This window comes from Fibrobacter sp. UWB11, from assembly GCF_900143015.1.
In the GTDB taxonomy this organism is placed as follows: Bacteria; Fibrobacterota; Fibrobacteria; order Fibrobacterales; family Fibrobacteraceae; genus Fibrobacter.
Genome location: NZ_FSRT01000001.1, coordinates 1,190,229 through 1,210,258 on the forward strand (window position 1 = coordinate 1,190,229; position 20,030 = coordinate 1,210,258).

20 protein-coding genes are annotated in these 20,030 nt (G+C 44.7%); 13 read left to right on the plus strand and 7 right to left on the minus strand.

Going from position 1 to position 20,030, the window contains the following annotated elements; genetic code table 11:
- Positions 1–106 precede the first annotated feature (106 nt).
- From BUQ91_RS05110 to BUQ91_RS05135, 6 genes are all read right to left on the minus strand, one after another.
- Positions 107–1,105 (minus strand): hypothetical protein, encoded by a 999-nt coding sequence (locus BUQ91_RS05110; RefSeq protein ID WP_139299692.1) that lies wholly within the window; start codon positions 1,103–1,105, stop codon positions 107–109.
- A gap of 12 nt (positions 1,106–1,117) precedes the next feature.
- Positions 1,118–1,693 (minus strand): hypothetical protein, encoded by a 576-nt coding sequence (locus tag BUQ91_RS15520; protein WP_139299693.1) that lies wholly within the window; start codon positions 1,691–1,693, stop codon positions 1,118–1,120.
- Positions 1,694–1,708: 15 nt separating this feature from the next.
- Positions 1,709–2,725, minus strand: a complete 1,017-nt coding sequence (locus tag BUQ91_RS05120; protein WP_074208931.1) for a hypothetical protein — start codon at positions 2,723–2,725, stop codon at positions 1,709–1,711.
- 211 nt (positions 2,726–2,936) lie between these two features.
- The gene (locus tag BUQ91_RS05125; protein ID WP_074208388.1) at positions 2,937–3,707 is read right to left on the minus strand and encodes a lysophospholipid acyltransferase family protein; all 771 of its coding nucleotides are present in this window, start codon (positions 3,705–3,707) and stop codon (positions 2,937–2,939) included.
- A 5-nt stretch (positions 3,708–3,712) separates the two neighbouring features.
- On the minus strand, positions 3,713–4,387 hold the full coding sequence (locus BUQ91_RS05130; protein WP_074208389.1) for a beta-ketoacyl synthase chain length factor: 675 nt from the start codon (positions 4,385–4,387) through the stop codon (positions 3,713–3,715).
- 1 nt (position 4,388) lies between these two features.
- Positions 4,389–5,480 carry a methyltransferase gene (locus BUQ91_RS05135; protein ID WP_074208390.1) on the minus strand — a complete coding sequence of 364 codons (1,092 nt, stop codon included), beginning with the start codon at positions 5,478–5,480 and terminating at the stop codon, positions 4,389–4,391.
- Between the two features lie 107 nt (positions 5,481–5,587).
- Between BUQ91_RS05135 and BUQ91_RS05140 the strand changes: the two genes are divergently transcribed.
- From BUQ91_RS05140 to BUQ91_RS05200, 13 genes are all read left to right on the plus strand, one after another.
- The gene (locus BUQ91_RS05140; protein WP_072828766.1) at positions 5,588–5,863 is read left to right on the plus strand and encodes a phosphopantetheine-binding protein; all 276 of its coding nucleotides are present in this window, start codon (positions 5,588–5,590) and stop codon (positions 5,861–5,863) included.
- 3 nt (positions 5,864–5,866) lie between these two features.
- Positions 5,867–6,124, plus strand: a complete 258-nt coding sequence (locus BUQ91_RS05145; protein ID WP_072828763.1) for an acyl carrier protein — start codon at positions 5,867–5,869, stop codon at positions 6,122–6,124.
- Positions 6,124–8,514 (plus strand): ApeI family dehydratase, encoded by a 2,391-nt coding sequence (locus BUQ91_RS05150; protein ID WP_074208391.1) that lies wholly within the window; start codon positions 6,124–6,126, stop codon positions 8,512–8,514. Before BUQ91_RS05145 ends, BUQ91_RS05150 begins: the two co-directional genes overlap by 1 nt.
- Positions 8,507–9,256, plus strand: coding sequence for a glycosyltransferase family 2 protein (locus BUQ91_RS05155; RefSeq protein WP_083601146.1), 750 nt, complete (start codon positions 8,507–8,509; stop codon positions 9,254–9,256). The genes BUQ91_RS05150 and BUQ91_RS05155 overlap by 8 nt, the downstream gene beginning before the upstream one ends.
- A 2-nt stretch (positions 9,257–9,258) precedes the next feature.
- The gene (locus tag BUQ91_RS05160; protein ID WP_074208393.1) at positions 9,259–10,212 is read left to right on the plus strand and encodes a lipid A biosynthesis acyltransferase; all 954 of its coding nucleotides are present in this window, start codon (positions 9,259–9,261) and stop codon (positions 10,210–10,212) included.
- A 14-nt stretch (positions 10,213–10,226) separates the two neighbouring features.
- A complete protein-coding gene (gene hutH / locus BUQ91_RS05165) occupies positions 10,227–11,753 on the plus strand; it encodes an HAL/PAL/TAL family ammonia-lyase (protein WP_074208394.1) in 1,527 nt (508 codons plus the stop codon).
- Between the two features lie 16 nt (positions 11,754–11,769).
- Positions 11,770–12,207, plus strand: coding sequence for an acyl-CoA thioesterase (locus tag BUQ91_RS05170; RefSeq protein WP_074208395.1), 438 nt, complete (start codon positions 11,770–11,772; stop codon positions 12,205–12,207).
- A gap of 4 nt (positions 12,208–12,211) precedes the next feature.
- A complete protein-coding gene (locus BUQ91_RS05175; protein ID WP_074208396.1) occupies positions 12,212–12,862 on the plus strand; it encodes a LolA family protein in 651 nt (216 codons plus the stop codon).
- A gap of 167 nt (positions 12,863–13,029) precedes the next feature.
- On the plus strand, positions 13,030–15,327 hold the full coding sequence (locus BUQ91_RS05180) for an MMPL family transporter (protein ID WP_254842250.1): 2,298 nt from the start codon (positions 13,030–13,032) through the stop codon (positions 15,325–15,327).
- Positions 15,328–15,348: 21 nt separating this feature from the next.
- A complete protein-coding gene (locus tag BUQ91_RS05185) occupies positions 15,349–16,653 on the plus strand; it encodes a beta-ketoacyl synthase N-terminal-like domain-containing protein (RefSeq protein WP_074208398.1) in 1,305 nt (434 codons plus the stop codon).
- Complete coding sequence (locus tag BUQ91_RS05190; protein WP_074208399.1) at positions 16,650–17,114, plus strand: hotdog family protein; 465 nt, start codon at positions 16,650–16,652, stop codon at positions 17,112–17,114. The genes BUQ91_RS05185 and BUQ91_RS05190 overlap by 4 nt, the downstream gene beginning before the upstream one ends.
- Before the next feature lie 15 nt (positions 17,115–17,129).
- Entirely contained in the window at positions 17,130–17,858 is a 729-nt protein-coding gene (gene fabG, locus BUQ91_RS05195; RefSeq protein WP_072828734.1) for a 3-oxoacyl-ACP reductase FabG, read from the plus strand.
- A complete protein-coding gene (locus tag BUQ91_RS05200) occupies positions 17,855–19,084 on the plus strand; it encodes a beta-ketoacyl-ACP synthase (protein WP_074208400.1) in 1,230 nt (409 codons plus the stop codon). The genes fabG and BUQ91_RS05200 overlap by 4 nt, the downstream gene beginning before the upstream one ends.
- A gap of 49 nt (positions 19,085–19,133) precedes the next feature.
- On the opposite strand, the gene BUQ91_RS05205 is transcribed toward BUQ91_RS05200, so the two are convergent.
- Complete coding sequence (locus BUQ91_RS05205) at positions 19,134–20,015, minus strand: tRNA modification radical SAM protein MnmL/YtqA (RefSeq protein WP_074208401.1); 882 nt, start codon at positions 20,013–20,015, stop codon at positions 19,134–19,136.
- Positions 20,016–20,030: the final 15 nt, after the last annotated feature.

Below are 20,030 nucleotides of genomic sequence, written 5' to 3' on the forward strand. Positions count from 1 at the left end.
GAGCAGAACAGAAATGCAGCTGCGTAAATTGCATAAATTTTAGTCAACTCGTACCTCAAAAAAAGCCGTGAAACTCAAACTGAATTTTCACGGACAATGATAAAAATTAGAATCCAATTCCAATGCTGAATTTTAAGCCTTGGATGTGTTTATTCGTTTTCTTGTACTTCTTTGAAGATGTTTCTTCGACATAAGGTGTGTTGAAAAAGTCGATGAAGTATTTGGCTTGCAAGAGGAATGCGACACTGCTAGCTCGATTAAGCAATATACCACCGCCCACAAATCCGGTAAGCCCGTTCGTACTTAGCTCTTCTGCAGTGTAGGGGAGTTCGTCGTTATCATCGAATGTAATATGCCAGCTGTAAGAAAGTCCACCGCCGACAAACGGAGTGTTGTTTGATGAACCGAACGGATAATAGACAGAAAGCGAAAAATCGTAGAATGTAGGCTTGTTGAGTTCGTCACCCATGTTGGTCAAGGTGAAGTCTAAACCGAAAAAGATTTTTTTTGCATCAAAGAGCGCAAACAAGCCAATCCCTGCAAGCATATTCGTATTGGGGGTAAGCTCAAGATCTCCAATGATATTCAAACCGAAATAGCCCGAAATGCCTTTTTTGCGAGGCTTTATTGTTTCCTGTTCTGTGACTGTGTAAATATCGTCATCGTCTGTGGTGAGTCGCTTGGAACCGATATTTCTGGCAACGCGTTCGATGATCGGGTCGAAATCGTCTGGATTAGCCGCTTTGAGGCGGTCACTCCAGACCGGTTTCTCGTTATTCACGTTATACAATTTGAACGATGTGACAACGCTTTGGCCAAGACGTGTGAATTCGGCCATGATGAACTTGGAGCAGTTCTTTTGAATCGCAACTTTGTTGATCGATTCGTAGTCTCCAACTTTCACGGAGTCGTCTTCAGCGTAATTGACCAAAACATAGCGCCCATTCTCATCAATGTAAGCGTGCATGAGCTTTTCGGTTGTAATACCAAGGTCTTTATCAATACCGACAGTGCTGAACGGAGCCAAATAAACTCGCTCAGTGGCGTAAGTCAATGCAGTAAATGCAAGAGCCACTATAAAAAGTGTTTTAAGCCTGTTCATCATGTCGGTACCTCATTAGTCCCAAACGCTTTTAGCAGGGGCGGTTTCTTCGTACGAAGGTTCTTCGGTCGGTTCGGCACTTTCGCCGCGCACCGCTTTAGGTTCCTCGACATCAGCCGGTGTCGTTTCTTCCTGCTTTACTTTCTTTTGGGCCTTTTTCGTTGTATTGTACGGACGATCCCAGACGCTTACGGATTCGGTAGAATTGCCTTTGTAATCCTGTCTCAGCACATAGGTGTCGATAGGAATTTCAATTTCATCCGGATAGGCTTGGTAAAGCCAAAGTGATAAGGTATAAGTCGGAAGGGCCCACAAAAGAGTAGCAAAAGACATGCTACGATGGACTTCAATTGAACCGACTCTCTGTCCGTCCAAGTAAGCTTCCAGTATGCCGCCAGCTCTAGTTCCTCGAGTTTGGAACGAACAATCGTCGTCGTTTCCCATCTTGCAGACCAAATTACCATTGAGGTAAATGTCATAGGGCCTTGATGCGTATTGGGTTGCAACGACGTTAGTGCGCCCAGAGAAACATCCAGTCAGGTTTAGTGACATGGATGTTAGCAGCAAAATGGGTAATACTCTGGTCTTCATTTTAAGAATCCAACGTTAGAAACCGATGGCAAGGCCCAGGCTGAACTTGAAGCCGTTCATATAGTGCTTCTTTTCGATGACATTGGTATTGCCTTTGTCTTCTTTAATTTCGATGAACGGAGTTTCAAAGAAGTCGATAAAGTAGTTGACTTGAGTGATGAACATGACTCGGCTTGCGCGGTTGAACAAGACACCACCGCCGAGCTGCATGGAAATACCGTTTGCTTCAGAGTCATCAACGTAATGACCATTAACGTAGCGGCCATCATTGTTGTTCATACGCATACTGTAAGAGAGACCGCCGCCTGCAAACGGAGAAATATTCGATGTATTGAATGCATAGAAGGCAGAAAGGGTCAAGTCGATAAGTGTTGTTCTGTCACCATTATCGCCCAAGTTGCTCATAGACCAGTCAAAACCGAAGAGGAGATCCTTTGCATCGTACAAGACAAATGCACCAAGTCCAGCATCCATTTTTGCTTCGGACGGATTAAGCGGGAGTGAGCCCACAATCTTACCGCCCCAATAAGAAGTTACGCCCTTCTTTTTCGGATTCTTGGTTTCTTGTTCGGTGACCGTGTAGATATCGTCATCGTTAGTTGCTTTGCGCCTTGTACCGATATTTTTGGCCACACGCTGGATAATCGGGTCGAAATCATCGGGGTTCTTGGCCTTGAGTCGGTCGCTCCAAACCGGAGATTCGTTATTCACATCGTAGAGTTTGAACGCCGTAATGACGTTTTCGCCAAGTCGGGTGAATTCAGCCAAGATAAACTTGGTGCAATTCTTATCTTTTGCAATCTTGTTGGCGGATTCGCGGTCACCGGCTTTCACAGAATCTTCTTCGGTGTAGTTGACCAAAACATAGCGACCATTGTCATCAATATATGCATTCATGAGTTTTTCGGCGGCGATGCCAAAATCTTCATTCAAGCCCACCATGCTGAACGGAGCCAAATAAACGCGCTCTGCTGCATAAATGGAGGCTGCAAGAGCAAGTGTTGCTGCTAAAAGCTTCTTGACGCAATTCATATTCATATCCTTTTGTTTGCTCGTTTTCCACTTATTTTTGCATTTTCATAAAAGTCATGAATATGCAATTTTTAAGTAAAAAAGAGTCCTTATTTAGACATAATCTAGTAATTATAAGGTAAAAAGAAAAGTTTTTTTTGCAGTAAACGGACTAATTGTTGATAAGCGGGCAAAAAAACACGCTAAAATGCGTATTTTGAAGATAAAAAAGTCAATTTTCGAGTTCTTTTTCCAAAATTTCTTTCATTTTATGCGTCAATTTGGTCGCACTTTTGGTCATTGGCATGTCTGCATATTCATTTATAGAAATTGGCGCAAGAACTTTCAATTTGTACAAATACTTTTCTGTTGGATGAAATTGCAATAATTTATCGTGTTTACGGAGTCCAATTTTCTCGTTACCGCCAAAGAAAATTGGAATAACATCATTTTTGGAATAAAGTGCAAATCGTGCAGCGCCTTTCTTGAATTCCCAGGATTCATTCGGCTTAGAACGAGTCCCTTCGGGGAATATAATAAGGTTATTGCCTTCGTCCATCGATTTCTTTGCTTGTTCCAATTGCTCATCAAAAGGAATGTTATTTGGAATGTAGAGATTCTTTATAACAAGAGAAATAAATTTATTTTGAATGAGTTCACCTTTTACAATGCAGTCTGCGTTCGGAACTAGCGAAAAGAGTATGACCACGTCAAAAATGGAAGGATGGTTTGCAATCACGACTTTCGATTGGATGTTTTTGAGCGCTTCTTTGTTTTCTACGGTGAGGTGAACGATGCCTAGAATTATTGAAATTTTGACGAAAATTTTAAAATAGCGATGGTTGAATTTCCTCGCCATTTTTTTGAATTTTTGTTCCGAAAACCCCGAAAGCAAGTGCATAACCGGGAACAAAAAAATCGCAAGAATCAGGCTACTGAATCCGAAAAACGCAAAACAAAACAGCTTTGCGATAACTCGTATGATGTAGCGTATTTTTGCCATTTGCGTTACGACCGTTGCATATTAATGGCACAGAGAAATGCGATTGCTTGCTCTGCGGCCGTATCGAAGTTATTGTGTAGCATTTTAAGGTATGCCAGTTGGCTTGTAACGTCTACATTTTTCAATGCTGGATCCGCCTTAGATTCTTCCGTAGTAAGCCTTAAAGCAATTGCGCAAACCGCGTTTGGATACGGGACTCCAGCTACGGGGGCGTAAACTTCGGGAATAAGTTCATCTGCAAATATAAATGTGCGCGTATCGCAGGACTCGTTTTCGAGTGCCGCAATGCAATCTGCAAGACCTGTAGTAAACGCATCTTTTCCGGAGAATACAGCAGAATAGCCTGCAGTATTGGATTCTAGAATTGTTGCATTTGCAATTGAAGCGTTAAATACAGAAAGGCTGAAATGTGCAGGCGAAACCATGCCTGTATCGATGAGCGCTTGCGAAATTTTGAGTTGCTGGTTGATTTCGCCAAATTGCGATGCGAACGTCACCTTGCATGGTTCAAACTTGTTGCTGCGAGAATCGCGCGAAACCTGATCACTGACAAGAACGACCATTCGTGAAATAGAACTTAAACGCCGGCGCGTAAGCATCGGGACGAATGAAACGTCTGGCTTGGGTTGCGCTTCGGTCGGAATAAAACTTGCAACTCTTTCGATAAAGACTTTGGCCATGTTACTTTTTGCGGAAACGGAGGAGGGAATAGGCGTTGGGGCCTACATTGTGGTGCGCTTCTTTCAGTTCGAATCCCGCAATTTCAATGGCGTGCTTGAGTTCTGCATAGCGATACATCTTGCTGTTACCGTTGGCGATGCAGGTGAAGTAAAGCGATGTGGCTTGCAGAGAGTAGGCTGCTGCTTCAAAACGTTGCTTGTCCCAAAGTGGTTCCAGAACATAAATGTCTGTATCCGGTGTTGCGGCTTTGTGAATTTTCGTCAAGATTTTCGTGACTTGTTCAAGCGAAAAACAGTCCAAGAACTGGCTCATCCAGACGGCGTCAGCTCCTTGAGGAAACGCGGTCGAATCATCTAAAACGTTACACGAAATAGTGTCTATGCGGTCGGCAAAACCGGTTGCTGCGGCGTTCTTTTCGGCAACTGCGGTTTGTCCCGGCAAATCGATGATAGACACTTTAACATCATCATTGTATCTGCAACAGGCGATTGCCCATTTTGCAGTGTTTCCACCAATGTCGAAAAGACGTTTTACGGGATTTTCGAAAACGATTGGGAGAGCTTCGGGAAAAGCTAAATCGGAGTAAAAGTGATCAAAGCCAAACCAACTCTTTTTTTGCTGTTCGGTGAGCTGTGAAAGACCTTCGTACACTGTTTTCCATGGTCCCAAGTGCGGGAGCCCAGCAGGTTTCCCTGTGCGGATGGATTCTTCGAGATTCTCTGCACCGCGGTAGCAGATGTCTTCTGAAAAGTCCATATTCACTTGAGTCATTTCGTCTTTCATGAGGAAAAAACCGATTTTACCAAGCGTGAGACGTAAATCGTCTTCGCTAGAATCCTTGTGGATTTTAATGGCACCCATGCCAAGCCCCATCTCGACCAGCACACCAATGCCATAAAGCGATATTCCAAGCTTTTGGGACAATTCCGAGATGGTGATTCCTTTTTTGCGGGCATTGCTAATTTCGTCTAAAATGCCCATGTTCCTAAGAGCGCGGGCAGCCTGGAAACTAAGGGGGGCAAAAGCAATTTTTTGCGCTTCGAACTTGGCGTTTACGGCGTCGATAGTATCGTTTTTATAAAAATCGAACATGTTATCTCTGTAGCGAAATCATGAAAGGATAAAGCAACATTAATATAAAATTATTTTTCTATATTGCCTATTCAAGAAAATAAACCTTGATTGAGGTCGCTAGTAAAATGTCCGATTTGAATACCCGTATTAAGGAAGTCATTATTGAATCCCTTGAACTTGAAGATATCACGCCTGCCGATATTGTAGATTCTGCTCCGATTTTTGGAAAGAACGAAGCTGGCGAAGGGCTTGGGCTTGATTCAATTGATGCTTTGGAATTGGGCATTGCCATTAAGGAAAATTTTGGCGTTACGTTCTCTACTGTTAAGGAAGAAACCAAGAAGCATTTTGCATCGGTAAATGCACTTGCAGATTACATTTCTGCAAACTCTAAGGGCTAATTCATGGACAAACAAGTCATTTTCGAAAAGATTAAGGCAGCCCTTATTGAAGATTTCGACTTGGAAGAGGAGCGCATTGTCCCAGAAGCTCGACTTTACGAGGATTTGGAACTCGATAGTATCGATGCCGTAGATTTGATTGTCAAGTTGAAGTCGTTTTTGCCGAGAAACATTGACCCGGAATCATTCAAAAAAATGCGCACTCTTCAAAACGTGGTCGATGGTGTTTATAATCTTGTCCAAAATTCGGAAAATAGGTAATGAAACCTATGGCGGGAAAGATTCTCTTTACCGCGATTTCTGTTTTGTATCCGGTAATTGTCTATTGCGGGCTTAATTACTGGGGACTTTCTCCACGGCGCTTAAGCATTATGCTTTTAGCGCTTGCTTTTTATCATTTCTTGAATTTTACGCAAAGCAAGTCCCAAGCGGAGCGTGGGCGGACGGGGGCTTTTGTTGCGCTGATTTTTGTATGCGCAACGGTCGCTTTTTTTGCAAATAACATTTTATTTGTCAAGTTTTACCCTGTGCTTGTGAACTTGAGCTTGCTCTCGTTCTTTGGTTTTACGTTGTGGAGACCACCCAGTTTTGCGTTCCGCACGGCAACTCTTCATGACAAGACCTTGGAAAAATCTCCTTCGTTTAAAGCGGTGGAAGAATATTGCCGAAAAGTGACAATTGCTTGGTGCATCTTTTTCATTGTGAACGGTTCTATCGCTGCATTTACAGTTTTCGTAGGTTCCGATAAAATTTGGTCGTTGTACAACGGGCTTATTTCTTACATTTTAATCGGGATTTTCTTTACTATGGAATATTTGGTTCGAAAAATGATGCAGAAAAAAATGCAGTCTTACATTCCTGTATGCGATTTGGAATTGGATTCCCGTCCAAGCGGCGCGCTTGTCAGTTTTAGTTCTGGTGAAGGTGATGCCGGAAATAAGACTTGGGCCGATTTTGTAAGCGATGTATCCAAGGTGAGATATTATTTGGAAGCTCGTGAGAATGTGCCGTGGATTTTGCATTGCGAAGATTCGTATTACTTTACGGTGGCTTTGCTGGCGATGCTTCAAAGCGGGCGCAAAGCGCTTGTAACTGCGAATCGCCAAGAAGCATTTATCAAGGAAATCAAGAAGCCGGAATATGGGTTCTTGACGGATGAACCGTTTGCTGGGAATGTATCGAATGCGGGCGAGATGCCCATGACCTTGATTCAGGACGTACTTGCTGGTGAATACTCGCGCGGTTCAGATGGTGACAAAGCCAGCGAAATCAAGTTCAGCAAGTTCGACAAATCCAAGGCTGAGATGGTGATGTACACGTCGGGCACGACAGGTGAACCTAAGGCCGTGTATAAACTCTTTTTGCAGTTCGAAAATGAACTTTTTGAATTGGTAAAAGTCTTTGGAAATGACTGGGTAAATCGCAAGGTTTATAGTACGGTCAACCACCATCATATTTACGGTTTGTTGTTTACGGCGCTTTTGCCGATAGCGACTGGGCTACCGTTCCGTAGGCACCGCATTGATTTCCCGACAGAACTTGCAAACATAGCAGGAGAGGCTGCGGTCATTGCTTCGAGCCCTGCGTTTTTAAAACGTCTATCAGCTGAATCGGACAAACCGATTGACTTTAAATGTACTCCGATTATTTATTCGTCTGGAGGCCCGTTGCCCGAAGAAGTGGCGCGTAAAGCTTGTGAACTGACGGGATTTTGGACGATGGAAATTTACGGCAGTACCGAGACGGGTGGCATTGCTTATAGGCAATCCAAGAATGGAGCCGTGTGGACTCCGTTTGAAGTTTGTAAGATGAGCGTTGCTGAAAACGGCTGTTTGAACATCAAGTCGAGCTATATCCTAGAACCCGAAGGCTTTACCACAGGTGATTTGGTGGACCTTTACGATGATGGACGATTCTTGCTTAAGGGCCGTTCGGATTCAATTGTGAAGATTGAAGAAAAACGCATTTCGCTCCCAGAAGTGGAAATGCGCTTGAAGCAAACAGGCTTGGTGCAAGACGTGCGCGTTGTGCCGATGGTGGGGAAACGCCAATACCTGGCCGCTGCAATTGTACTGAACGAAGCTGGGCGTAAAAAGTTTGCAGATTCACCGAAACTTGCTATCAATAATTATTTCCACGGTTACTTGCTCAAGTTTATCGAAAATACGGTTTCGCCGAAGAAGTGGCGCTATCTCGAAGAACTTCCGCAGAACACGGAAGGCAAGATTCGCATGCGCGATATCCAGGCGCTGTTTGGCCTTGCCGAAAGTCCGAACTTCAAGATTCTCAAGTTCCGCCGTGAACCGGGTGCATTGACCGCTAAGCTTTTGTTCCCTGCGACGAGCGATTACTTTGACGGACATTTCCCGGATTTCAAATTATTGCCTGCAGTGGTACAAGTGGATATGGTTTTGCGTCTTGCGCGGAACTTCTTGGACGTGCCCAAGAATCTTTCGAAAATGAATCGTACGCGTTTTGCAAATCCCATTTTGCCGGACGTTCCTGTAATGGTGAAAATCACGTACGATGCGGAAGCTGGCAAGGTGACGTTCGCATACACGAGCGTTGATGGCGAAACTTCGTATTCTAATGGATCATTGATGATGGACGTTTCAACAGGTAACGTAGGCGAGGGCCAAAATCGTGGATAACACGGTAAAAGTTTGTGCCATCGTGCCTGTTTATCGCCACGAAAAAGCGTCGCGTCATGTCGTGAAATCGCTTGTCGATTTGAACATTCCCGTGATTCTCATTGACGATGGCAATACGCCCGAAGGTCACCAAGTTCTTTTTGAAATTGCAAAAGAATTTGCGAATGTCGAACTTGTGACGCATAAATGCAATCTCGGCAAAGGTGCGGCTATGCGAACTGGCATGGAAGCGGCGGTTGTGGCGGGCTTTACGCACGCTTTGCAAGTCGATGCCGACGGCCAGCACGATATGAATGCAATCCCGTTTTTTATAAACGAGACGAAGGAACATCCAGAATACTTGATTTGCGGTTATCCAGAATACGACGAATCTGTGCCCAAGGCTCGAGAACAGGGGCGCAAGATAACGAATTTCTGGGTGGCAATCGAAACGCTTTCGCTCAAAATTCTCGATGCCATGTGCGGTTTTCGCGTGTATCCGCTTAAAACGTCTTGGCCGGTGATGAAACGTTTGCATAACAAGCGCATGGGTGTTGATATCGAAATTATTGTTCGACTTGCGTGGGCTGGCGTGCAGATGCGTTTTTTCCCGGTGAAGGTGAATTACCCGAAAGACGGTGTTTCGAACTTTAGAATGTTCCATGACAACGTTGTAATTTCAATGACACATACGATGCTTTGCGTTGGTATGCTCTTTAGGCTCCCTTTACTTTTGTCCCGTCGCTTGTTTAAAAAGAAATAGTTATGAGCAAGCATTGGTCCGAAATCGAAGAAGTTGGCGGAAGTGTTTGGCATTTCCGTTTTATGCTTTGGGTCGTGTGCCATTTGCCGTTGTTTCTTGTTGAATTGTGTACGGCTGTAATATGCTTCTTTTTCTGGCTTGGGGCTGCACCTGTTCGTGCGCGTTCGAAAATTTATTTGGAACACTTGCGAAAATTGGGCGTACGCGTGGGTGCGTTTGGAACGTATAAGCACATCCTTTCGTTTGCGCTTTCGATGGTCGAAAAGTTACGAGGCTGGAAGGGCGCTATCAAGCTCAATCAGATTGAATCGCAAAATGACGACTTGCAGATGCTCGTTTCGCAAATGAATCAAGGGCAGGGCGCGTTTCTGCTTTGTTCGCATCTAGGCAATATGGAAATGCTCCGTTCGCTCACTGAATATGGCGAGTTCCATACATCGAGAAAGTTTCAGGTTTTCCCGGTAGTCGATTTGTCGGGATCGAAAAAGTTCAATGCGCTTTTGCGTGAACTGAATCCTGAACTGATGGAAAATGTGATTGATGCCAATTCCATTGATGTCGATTCTGCCATTTGGATGAAAGAGAAAATTGCAGATGGAAATCTCGTGGTGATTGCGGGGGATCGCACGTCTGCCCATACACGCAGTCGCGTGCTCGAAACGACGTTCCTGGGTGAAACAGCGAATTTTCCGGAAGGCGCTTTTTCATTGGCGGGTATTCTGAATGTTCCCGTTTATTTTGTATTTGCGATTCGCAAACATGACTTTAATATCCGTTCGCCTTATGAAATGCATGTGGTACGTGCCAAGACGAATTTGGACTGTTTGCGCAAGGAACGCCCTATGCGCTTGAAAATGCTATTGCAGGAATACACTGAGCTGTTGGAAAGGCTGTGTAAAGAACATCCTTATCAGTGGTACAATTTCTACGATTTTTGGGACAGGTTAGATAAATAGTGGAGAACAATTAAATGAAAACCGTCGTTATTGGAAGCGGTAAGCTCTCGATTGAAGATGTTGTTGCGATTGCGAAAAAGCAAGTCGCAGTGGAACTTGATAGTTCTGCGGAATTCCAGAGAAAGATTGATTCTGGTGCAGAATTCTTGGACGAAGCGCTTGCAGAACATGGTGGCATTTATGGCGTGACAACAGGATATGGTGATTCCTGCACGCAGGTGTTGCCGCCGGAACATTACAGCCAGCTCCCGATCAACTTGACGCGTTTTCATGGATGCGGTCTCGGCGATTATTTTGATGCAGAGACAACCCGTGCAATTATGGCGGTGCGTTTGAATACGCTTGCGCAAGGTTTCTCGGGCGTGAGCTATGCGCTTTTGAAAATCATTACGCAGTTTTTGCAGAACGATATTTTGCCGCTTATTCCGCAGGAAGGTTCCGTGGGGGCAAGTGGCGACTTGACTCCGCTTTCGTATTTGGCGGGGGCTGTGATTGGTGAACGCAATGTGATGTACAAGGGGGAACGTAGGCCTTCTTTGGATGTGATGAAGGAATTGAATATTGCGCCCCACAAGTTCCGCCCTAAAGAAGCGATTGCCATTATGAATGGAACGGCTGCGATGAATGCCGTTGCATGCATGGCGTTTTCGCGCGCTGAATACTTGTGCGACCTTGCTTGCCGAATTACGGCAATGATAACGGTTGCCATGAAGGGGAATGCGTATCACTATTACGAACGCTTATTCGAGGCTAAACCGCATCCGGGATTGGGCTTGGCTGCAAAGAAAATTCGCAGTGCGCTGAATCTTGATGTTGCCAAGAATGTTGTTCCTGAAAAGATTCAAGACCCGTATTCTCTGCGTTGCGCTCCGCATGTGATTGGACTTTTCTATGATTCTAGCGCGTTCTTGCGCCAACTGATTGAAATTGAACTCAACAGTGCCAATGACAATCCGATTGTAGATCCGTTCACAAAGAATATTTTCCATGGTGGGCATTTCTATGGCGGGCATATTTGCCTTGCGATGGATACGCTCAAGAATATGGTTGCAAACATTGCGGACCTTTTGGATCGTCAGATGGCTATGATTGTCGATATCAAGTTTAATCGTAACTTACCGCCGAATCTTGCGGGGAGCAAGGGCGATTACGATATCAATCACGGCTTTAAGGCAGTGCAGATTGGTGTATCTGCTTGGACGGCAGAAGCTTTGCATTTGACGATGCCGATGAGCGTGTTCAGCCGTTCGACGGAATGCCACAACCAGGACAAGGTCAGCATGGGTACGATTGCAGCCCGCGACTGCATCCGCGTCTTGGAGCTTTCGGAACAGGTGGCAGCGGCAACGCTTCTGGCTTCGGCTCAGGCACTTCGCATACGCTTGGAACGAGGTGAAATTTCGGAAGACCGCCTCAAAAATCTTCAAGAGACTTACGATCAGGTATTTTCCAAGTTTGCCCCGCTTGAATGTGACCGTCAATTGGAACAGGATTTGCGCAATACGCTGGAGCTGATTCGCCAGAAATTTTACGCTGTATAAAAGGACTTAAATTCGCATGGCTGTGAAAAAAATTAAGGAAACGATCGAATTCCAAGTTGAATTTTACGATGTCGATTCTATGCAGGTGGCGTGGCACGGCAATTATGTAAAGTACATGGAAGTTGCCCGTTGTGCTCTTTTACGTAAAATTGGGTATGATTACAACGAAATGACGCGTAGCGGTTACATCTGGCCGGTTGTAGATTTGCATATTAAATATGTACGTCCGATGATTTTTATGCAGAAGATTCGTGCCGAAGTGACGCTGATGGAATACGAAGTCTGCATGAAACTCTCGTACAAGTTTATGGATGCAGAAACGGGAGTCGTGCTTACGAAAGCAGAAAGTACACAAATGGCTGTTGATATGAAAACAAAGGATTCGCTTTGGGCTTGCCCGCCATGTTTCGTGGATAAGGTGAAGGCTCTTTTAGCGAAGGAAACGGTAAGGTGATGTTATGACAATGTTTAAAGGGAATATTTGCATTATAATTTTATGTGTAATTTGGGGATGTGGAGTGACATTCGCTGATGTCTTGCGTCATCCGGTGAATAAAAAGTCAAAGCCGGAATTAGAAAGAGCTTTGGCAAAAGTCATGGATTACGAAGTTGCTTCTGGTGATTTTAAACAAACCAAAATCATCCCTCAAAAAAAACGCAAGTTTGTATCGACCGGAACATTCATGATTTCTAAAAAGAATGGCATTATTTGGAAAACGCAAAAGCCTATTTTTTCGGAATTGGCGCTTAATAATGGCGGAATTTTCGAACGCGATTCTAGTGGCCAGTCACACATGCTATTGCCCAAAGACAATCCTATTTTTACAGATTTATCTAGAAATATCCAATCGTTTTTTTCAGGGAAAATATCAGAACTGGAATCTAAATTCCAGGTATTCTACGAAAAAAAATCCTGCGGCTTTGTAATGGGACTTATTCCGCGTGATGGAATGGTCCGCATGGTTATTGATAATGTTATAATTGAAGCATGCAATAATATTGACAAAGTCACTATAACAGATGGTGATAAAACGCCAGTAATGCTTGAATTTTTGAATTACAAGACTGTAGGAAAGAAACTGCAAAAGCGTGAAACTTCTACGCCGTAACACGAATTTTTATGAAGTTCTTTAACGGAATACGATTGAGTGCAAAAACGGGAATTATTCTGTGGGTGGCCATTCACGCCATCTTGATTATTCTCGGTCTTTCTGTTCCGTGGAAGATGGATTCCGACTTGTATTCGATTCTGCCGGATTCCAATGAAATTAAGAATGTGAGCGAAGCTGAAAAAGAGCTCAGTTCCCGAACGGTGCGAAATATTACGGTTCTTGTCGGGCATGAAGATTTCGAGGTTGCGCGCAGTGCTGCGGTTGCGTTGGATCGCATGTTTAAAGAAGATTCTTCATTTGAAGAAACTCGACTTTTTGTAAACGAAAACGCAATGAATGAAATGCGTGAGTTTTTCTTTAAGCATCGTTATACATTGCAGGGGAAAACTATTCGTGAAATGTTTGCAAAAGGCGATTTTGAATCATTAAAGAATAGGGCTCTCCAAAAAATCTATGGTTCATTTTCCATGACGGACTTGAATCATCTTGATGAAGATCCATTTTTGCTGGGGGATGCGGCGTTCGAAAATTTTGTGCAGAATTCCCCGATGTCATTGAGCCGCTTTGTTCTTCGCGATAGCGTACTTTATGCGACAGATTCCAATGCTACTTATGTAATGTGGAATGCTGTCCTCTCCAAAAATGTCTCTGCGTTTTCGTCTGAAGAGCATATTATTGCTCGAATGAATCATGTGCTTGATTCCTTGAAAATGGCGCAGCCGGGGCTTCTTGTGGCGAAGTCGGGTGTCCCGTTCCATAGCTTTGAAAGTTCTGATCGTGCGAAGTCCGAAATTGCTTGGATTTCGGGCGTTTCAATTGTGCTGATTTTGTTGTTGCTTTTATACGTATTCCGTTCTCCGGTTCCAATTCTAGCGACGCTATCGACGATTGCTGTTGGTATTTTTACGGCGCTTGCATCTACATGGTTTGTTTTTGGAAATGTTCATGTTTTTACGTTTGTATTTGGTACAAGCATTATTGGCGTGAGTATTGATTACGCGGTTCACTTTTTTGTCCATAGAAAAGCAGGCGTACGAAATGTACGTTCATGTATTATCAAGGGGCTTTTGCTTGGTTTCTTGACAACAGAACTCAGCTATATCGCGCTTACGTTTGCTGATTTTTCATTGTTGCGCCAAATGGCCGTGTTCTCGATTGTGGGTCTGTTGAGTGCGTTCTTGACGATAACGCTATTGTTCCATGCGGTATTTGAAAATTCGATAGTTTCTAGTGAAGGAACTGAAGCACAATCAGTGCCTGCAAATCTGCCGACTCAATTCCCTAAAGCTATTCTCAATGCTTATGCAAAAATCCCCAAGTGGGGTGTCCGATTGATACTTGCGCTTTTTTTCCTAGCGCTTCTTCCGGGGCTTAAACAACTCCATATTCATACGGATATTGGCAACTTTTACACGATGAATGATGAGATTAAAGCGTCTGAAGCTTTGACCTCGAAACTAAACAATTTGGGTATTGCACCGTCTTATTTTATTGTTGAAGGAAAACAAGATCACATCCTTTTAGAAAATGAAGAACTGCTTACAGAACGCCTTAATCAGGCCGAAAAAGAAGGATTGGTAAAATCGTATTTGGCGGTATCGAATATCATCCCGTCAGGAAGGTTTCAAGCTGGTTCTATTTTGGATTTAGAAAAGCTGGTTTTTGGAATAAAAAAACGATGGATAGAGATTTTAATTAATAATGAATTGCCGCAAATGCTTGCACCTAATGTCAGGAATTATTTAACGGAAATAGGCGTGGAGAACCATTCTATTTTTGTTAAAAGTTTACTTTTATCACAAGATTTTATTGATTTCGAAAAGATTGACAAAAACGATAGATTTGTTGATGTTGATTTAAAGAATGATTTTCCACAATCATTGAGTTTTCTTCTCCAAATGCTTTGGATTGGCCATATCGGGGACAAATATTATAGCGCGGTACTTCCGCTTCATGTGTCCGATGAGTTTGATGCACAAAAGATTGCAGAGGGCTTGCCGAATGTCTATGCGGTGAACAAAATGCAAAACATCAATCATGCGCTTACAAAAATTTCGCATGTGTCGCTTAAACTTGTTTGTATAGCCTATGCGGTTGTATTCTTGATTCTTGTAATTGTGTATAAATTTAAAGATGCGGTTCGGATTATCCGAGCTCCGGTCTTGGCAAGTCTCTTTGCTGCTTCAATCTTTGGTTACATTGAAATCGATTTCAATTTCTTTGCGATTGTCGGTGTGATTCTCACGCTTGGTATCGGGATTGATTACGCGTTGTTTTTTAAAGAAGGTGGTCGCTCGAATTTGACAACAGCTCTTGCAGTTATGCTTTCGGCAATGACAACGATTATTTCGTTTGGTAGTCTTGCTTGCAGTGCCTTTGTGCCTGTTCATACGTTTGGTCTTGCCGTACTGCTTGGCATTTCGTGCTGTTTCTTTATTTCGCCATTTAGCGCCAAACGTTAATATTCTAAATTGTTGTAGCCTATGGAAATCGAAAAAAACAAATTGGCTAGTCACGTAAGCCGTTCAAAACCGGTGTACATTAATGATTTTAGCCTTTATTGTATTCTAGGTGGTGATAAAGTTCAAGTTCTTGATGCACTCAAGAATGGACGACGTGGTTGCTTTACCACTTACGACGTGGCTGGTGTTCAGCGCCCTGCAGCAACAATTGACCCTGCTACGCTTGCACCTGTTCAAGAGAAAAAATTTGATAATCGCGTTAATCGACTTTCTCAGGCGGCTTTGGTGGAAATTGAGAAGACCATTCAAAAAGCAGTTGAAAAATACGGTGCAAATCGCGTTGGAATTTTTATCGGTTCCTGCGACAATGGCTCCGAAGCTTCAATGGCTGCACTCAAGTGCTTTAAAGAAACAGGCTCGTTCCCGGAAGGCTATGTTCTCGATTACCAGCGAGCCGATTTTCCGGCGCAATTTATTGCGCAGCGCTTTGGAATCACGGGAATACTTTCTGTGCATTCGACAGCGTGTGCGTCTAGCGCGAGTGCTTTTGTCTCGGCGCGCAATAATCTTTATGCAGGCCACTGCGATGTGGCGATTGTAGGCGGTGTCGATATCGCCTCTCTCTCGGTGATTCTCGGTTTTGCATCGCTTGAGGCGATGAGCGATAAGCCGACGAATCCGTTTAGTGCAAACCGTTCCGGGCTTACACTTGGTGATGCGGCAGTATTCTTTGTGGTGACGCGAACCCCAGATGCAGATCTTTGCATGGCTGATTGCAAGAATCTTAAAGTTGTTGGCTTTGGCGAAAGTGCAGATGCCGACCATATTACGGCTCCACGTGCCGATGGGGAAGGCGCTTATCAGGCAATGAAAGCTGCGCTTGATGATGCTGGCCTTAACGCCTCTCAGATTGGTTATGTGAATTTGCATGGAACAGGAACTGAGTTGAACGATGCCATGGAAAGTCGAGCCGTCCAACGAATTTTTGCAGATTCCATCGGAGCAGAAACAGCAAGTGTCCCGGTAAGTTCAACCAAGGCCCTGACAGGACACACGCTTGGAGCCGCCGGCGCTTTGGAACTTGCATTCTGCTGCATGGCGCTTAAGAGCGGTAATATGAGCGGCGCGGCGCGTAATAGCGATAATAGCGAGTGTGCGTCTGTTCTCCCGGCGCATCTTTTCGATGGTGTTATCGATCCAAATCTTCCACCGTTGCATTTAGTAAAAGCGGGCGAGACGGCTAAGAATCTCAAATATTGCATGAGCAATTCTTTTGCCTTTGGTGGTTGTAACGTGTCCTTGATTGTCGAAAATGGTGGTGTATGACAGAAGTTTTTAATACAAAAGAATCGGTTAGCGGACTGGTTCCTCACAATGGCAAAATGTTTTTGCTGGACCGCGTTCGCGATTACAATTTGAAAGAAAATTCCATCACGACCGAAATTGATATTACCCGCGACAATCTGTTTTACGAAGAAGAACTTGGTGGAGTGCCTATTTGGATTGCTTTTGAATACATGGCGCAAAGTGTTTCTGCGTTGTCAGGAATCCATGGGCGCGCAAAAGGCGAAAAGCCCAAAAACGGATTTATCATGAGCGTGAGTGCTTTTAAAGCAGACGTTCCTGTTTTTAAAGTTGGTGAAAAAGTCGTTGTCAACGTGATTGAAAATATTCGTATGGATAATGCGGTTACATTTGAAGGTTCTGCAATGGTCAATGGCGCGCTTGCAGTAACCGCAAAACTCAATACTGTTGAAGTCGATGATTCTAAAAATTCTTTGAATTGATTTTTGAGGTATGGTATGGAAAATGAAAAGTCAGTCTTGATTACGGGAGCAAGTGGCGGAATAGGTCTTGCCATTGCTGAAGCTGTCGCGAAAGAAGGTTACACCGTTGTAGCTCATTATAATAGAAACTCCGCTTCGATAGATGAACTTGCCGAACGTATTCGCGCCAATGGTGGAAAAATCCGTACACTTCAATTCAATATTTGCGACCGTGAACAGTGCAAAGAAGTTCTTGAAAAAGACATTGCCGAAAATGGCGTGTACTATGGCGTTGTGACGAATGCAGGCGTCTGTGCCGATGCCGCATTCCCGGCTATGACCGATGAATTTTGGGACAAAGTCCTGAATACAAATTTGAACGGATTTTACAACGTCGTTCATCCGATTGTAATGCCGATGTGCCGTAAGCGCAAAGGCCGTATTATCACGATTTCTTCTGTTTCTGGTGTGATTGGAAATCGCGGCCAGGTCAACTACAGCGCTTCAAAGGCGGGCCTCATTGGCGCAACAAAAGCGCTTGCCACAGAACTTGCAAGCCGCAACATCACCGTGAATAGCGTGGCTCCTGGCGTCATCGAAACGGAAATGATCAAGGATGCTCCGCTCGACATGATTCTCCCGACCATTCCTATGAAACGTGTTGGCAAGCCCGAAGAAGTCGCGGCTACGGTTGTATTTTTGCTTTCTGAAGGGGCCGCGTACATTACACGCCAGGTCATCTCGGTTAATGGGGGCTTGGCGTGAGTCGTCGAGTTGTCGTTACTGGAGGCAGTTGCATAACATCTATGGGGATGAACCTCGATGATGTTTTTTCGCAACTCAAGACTTTGAAAAATCACATTGTCCGTATGGATGATTGGGACAAGTATGCACAAATAAACACGCGTCTGGCGGGCCCGATTCTCTATGATTTGCCGGAGTATCCTCGCAAAAAGATTCGTGGTGCGGGGCGCGTTGGCGTGCTTGCCATAACATCAGCCGACAAGGCGATGCAAATGGCAGGGCTTGTGGGCGAAAAAGAACTCCTTAAATCGGGACGTGTCGGAGTTGCTTACGGCTCTTCTATGGGTAGCGTGCGTCCGCTTCTCGATTTTGTATCCATGCAGAATCCGCCCTATGATTGCTCAAAAGTTTCGGCGACAACGTATATCCAGTCGATGCCGCAAACAACGGCAGTCAATGTGAGCTTGTTCTTTGGTTTGACCGGCCGACTCATTACGACAAATACCGCATGTACGAGCGGCAGCCTTTCGATTGGTTATGCTTACGAAGCGATTAAATATGGCATGCAAGATGTAATGATTGCAGGCGGTGCCGAAGAGTTGGCAGCAACAGAAACGGCAGTGTTTGACTCGCTTTTTGCAACGAGCGTCAAGAACGATTCTCCAGAAATTACGCCTGCTCCGTACGATCGCGACCGAGACGGCCTTGTTATCGGCGAGGGCGCGGGAACGCTTGTGCTCGAAGAATACGAGCATGCGAAGGCTCGCGGTGCGCATATTTATGCGGAACTTGTTGGCTTTGGGCACAATACGGATGGCGAACACATCACGCAGCCCAAGAAAGAGACCATGCAAAAATCTCTTGAAATTGCTCTTGATGATGCGCAAATTTCACCGAATGCCATTGGCTATGTGAATGCTCATGGAACGGCAACGCATTATGGCGATATCGCCGAAAGCTGGGCTACGTTCAATGCGTTCAAGCAACGTTCAGTCGCTATTTCAAGCCTTAAGAGCTATATCGGACATACGCTTGGTGCGTGTGGCGGAATTGAAGCATGGCTCGGCATCAACATGATGAATCGCGGTTGGTTCAGCCCCAACTTGAACTTGAAAAATATCGATCCGGAATGTGCACCGCTTGATTACATCACCGGTGACGGGCGTGAAATGGATACGGAGTATGTTATGTCGAACAACTTTGCGTTCGGCGGCATCAATACTTCGCTCATTTTCAAACGCGTTTAATCGCTCTGTCACCCCGGACTTGTTCCGGGGGCGCCATCTCGTTTGTTGATTATGCGCTAAGCAATTTTTCGACGGTTGCGATAATCTTGTCGCGTTCACCGCACCAATTGGGCGCAATTAAGAGTTCGCTTGGGCTCTCTCCGCTGAATCGTTCAATCGCAATATCCTTGCCGATGATCTTAATCATCTCGGCAACGGCTTCGCAGTATTCTTCGAACGAAAGCAATTTGACTTCGCCGTTGGCGTAATCCTGCGCCATGACCGTGCCCACAACAATGTGGAGCGGATGAATCTTGACAGCTGCAAGATGTAAGTCGTGAACGACTTGTGCCGTATGCTTGAAATCTTCCATCTTTTCGCCGGGAAGTCCAACAATCACATGCGTCGTTACTGTAAGGCCTGCCGCTTGGCAACGCTTCACAGCGTCCTCAAATTCGGCAAGCGTGTGACGGCGATTGATGCCTGCAAGCGTCAAGTCATTTGCTGTTTGGAGCCCAATTTCAACAATAATCGGCTTTTTGCGGTTCAATTCCGCAAGGTATTCAATCTTTTCGTTTTCAAGGCAGTCTGGGCGCGTGCCAATGGCAAGGCCTGCAATTTCCTTGTGCTTGATAATAGGGTCGATAATGCCCTTCAAGTGCTCCAGCGGCGCATGCGTATTCGTGTACGGTTGCAAATAGGCGAGGATGCCTGCATTCGGGTACTTGTCACGGAGCTTTGGAACAAACTTTTCGAGTTGTTCTTGAATCGAAACTTTTGCCTCGTCAAAAACAGGGCTAAAGCTGCGATTATTGCAGTAGCTACAGCCCGAAAATCCCTTGGTTCCATCGAGGTTTGGGCAAGTCATGCCGCCGTTGAGCGGGAGTTTCCTCACCTTGAGGTAATTGGGGAAAAGTTCCAAAAGTAAATCGCGATAAGGTTTGTAATGCATAAGCGCTAATATAGT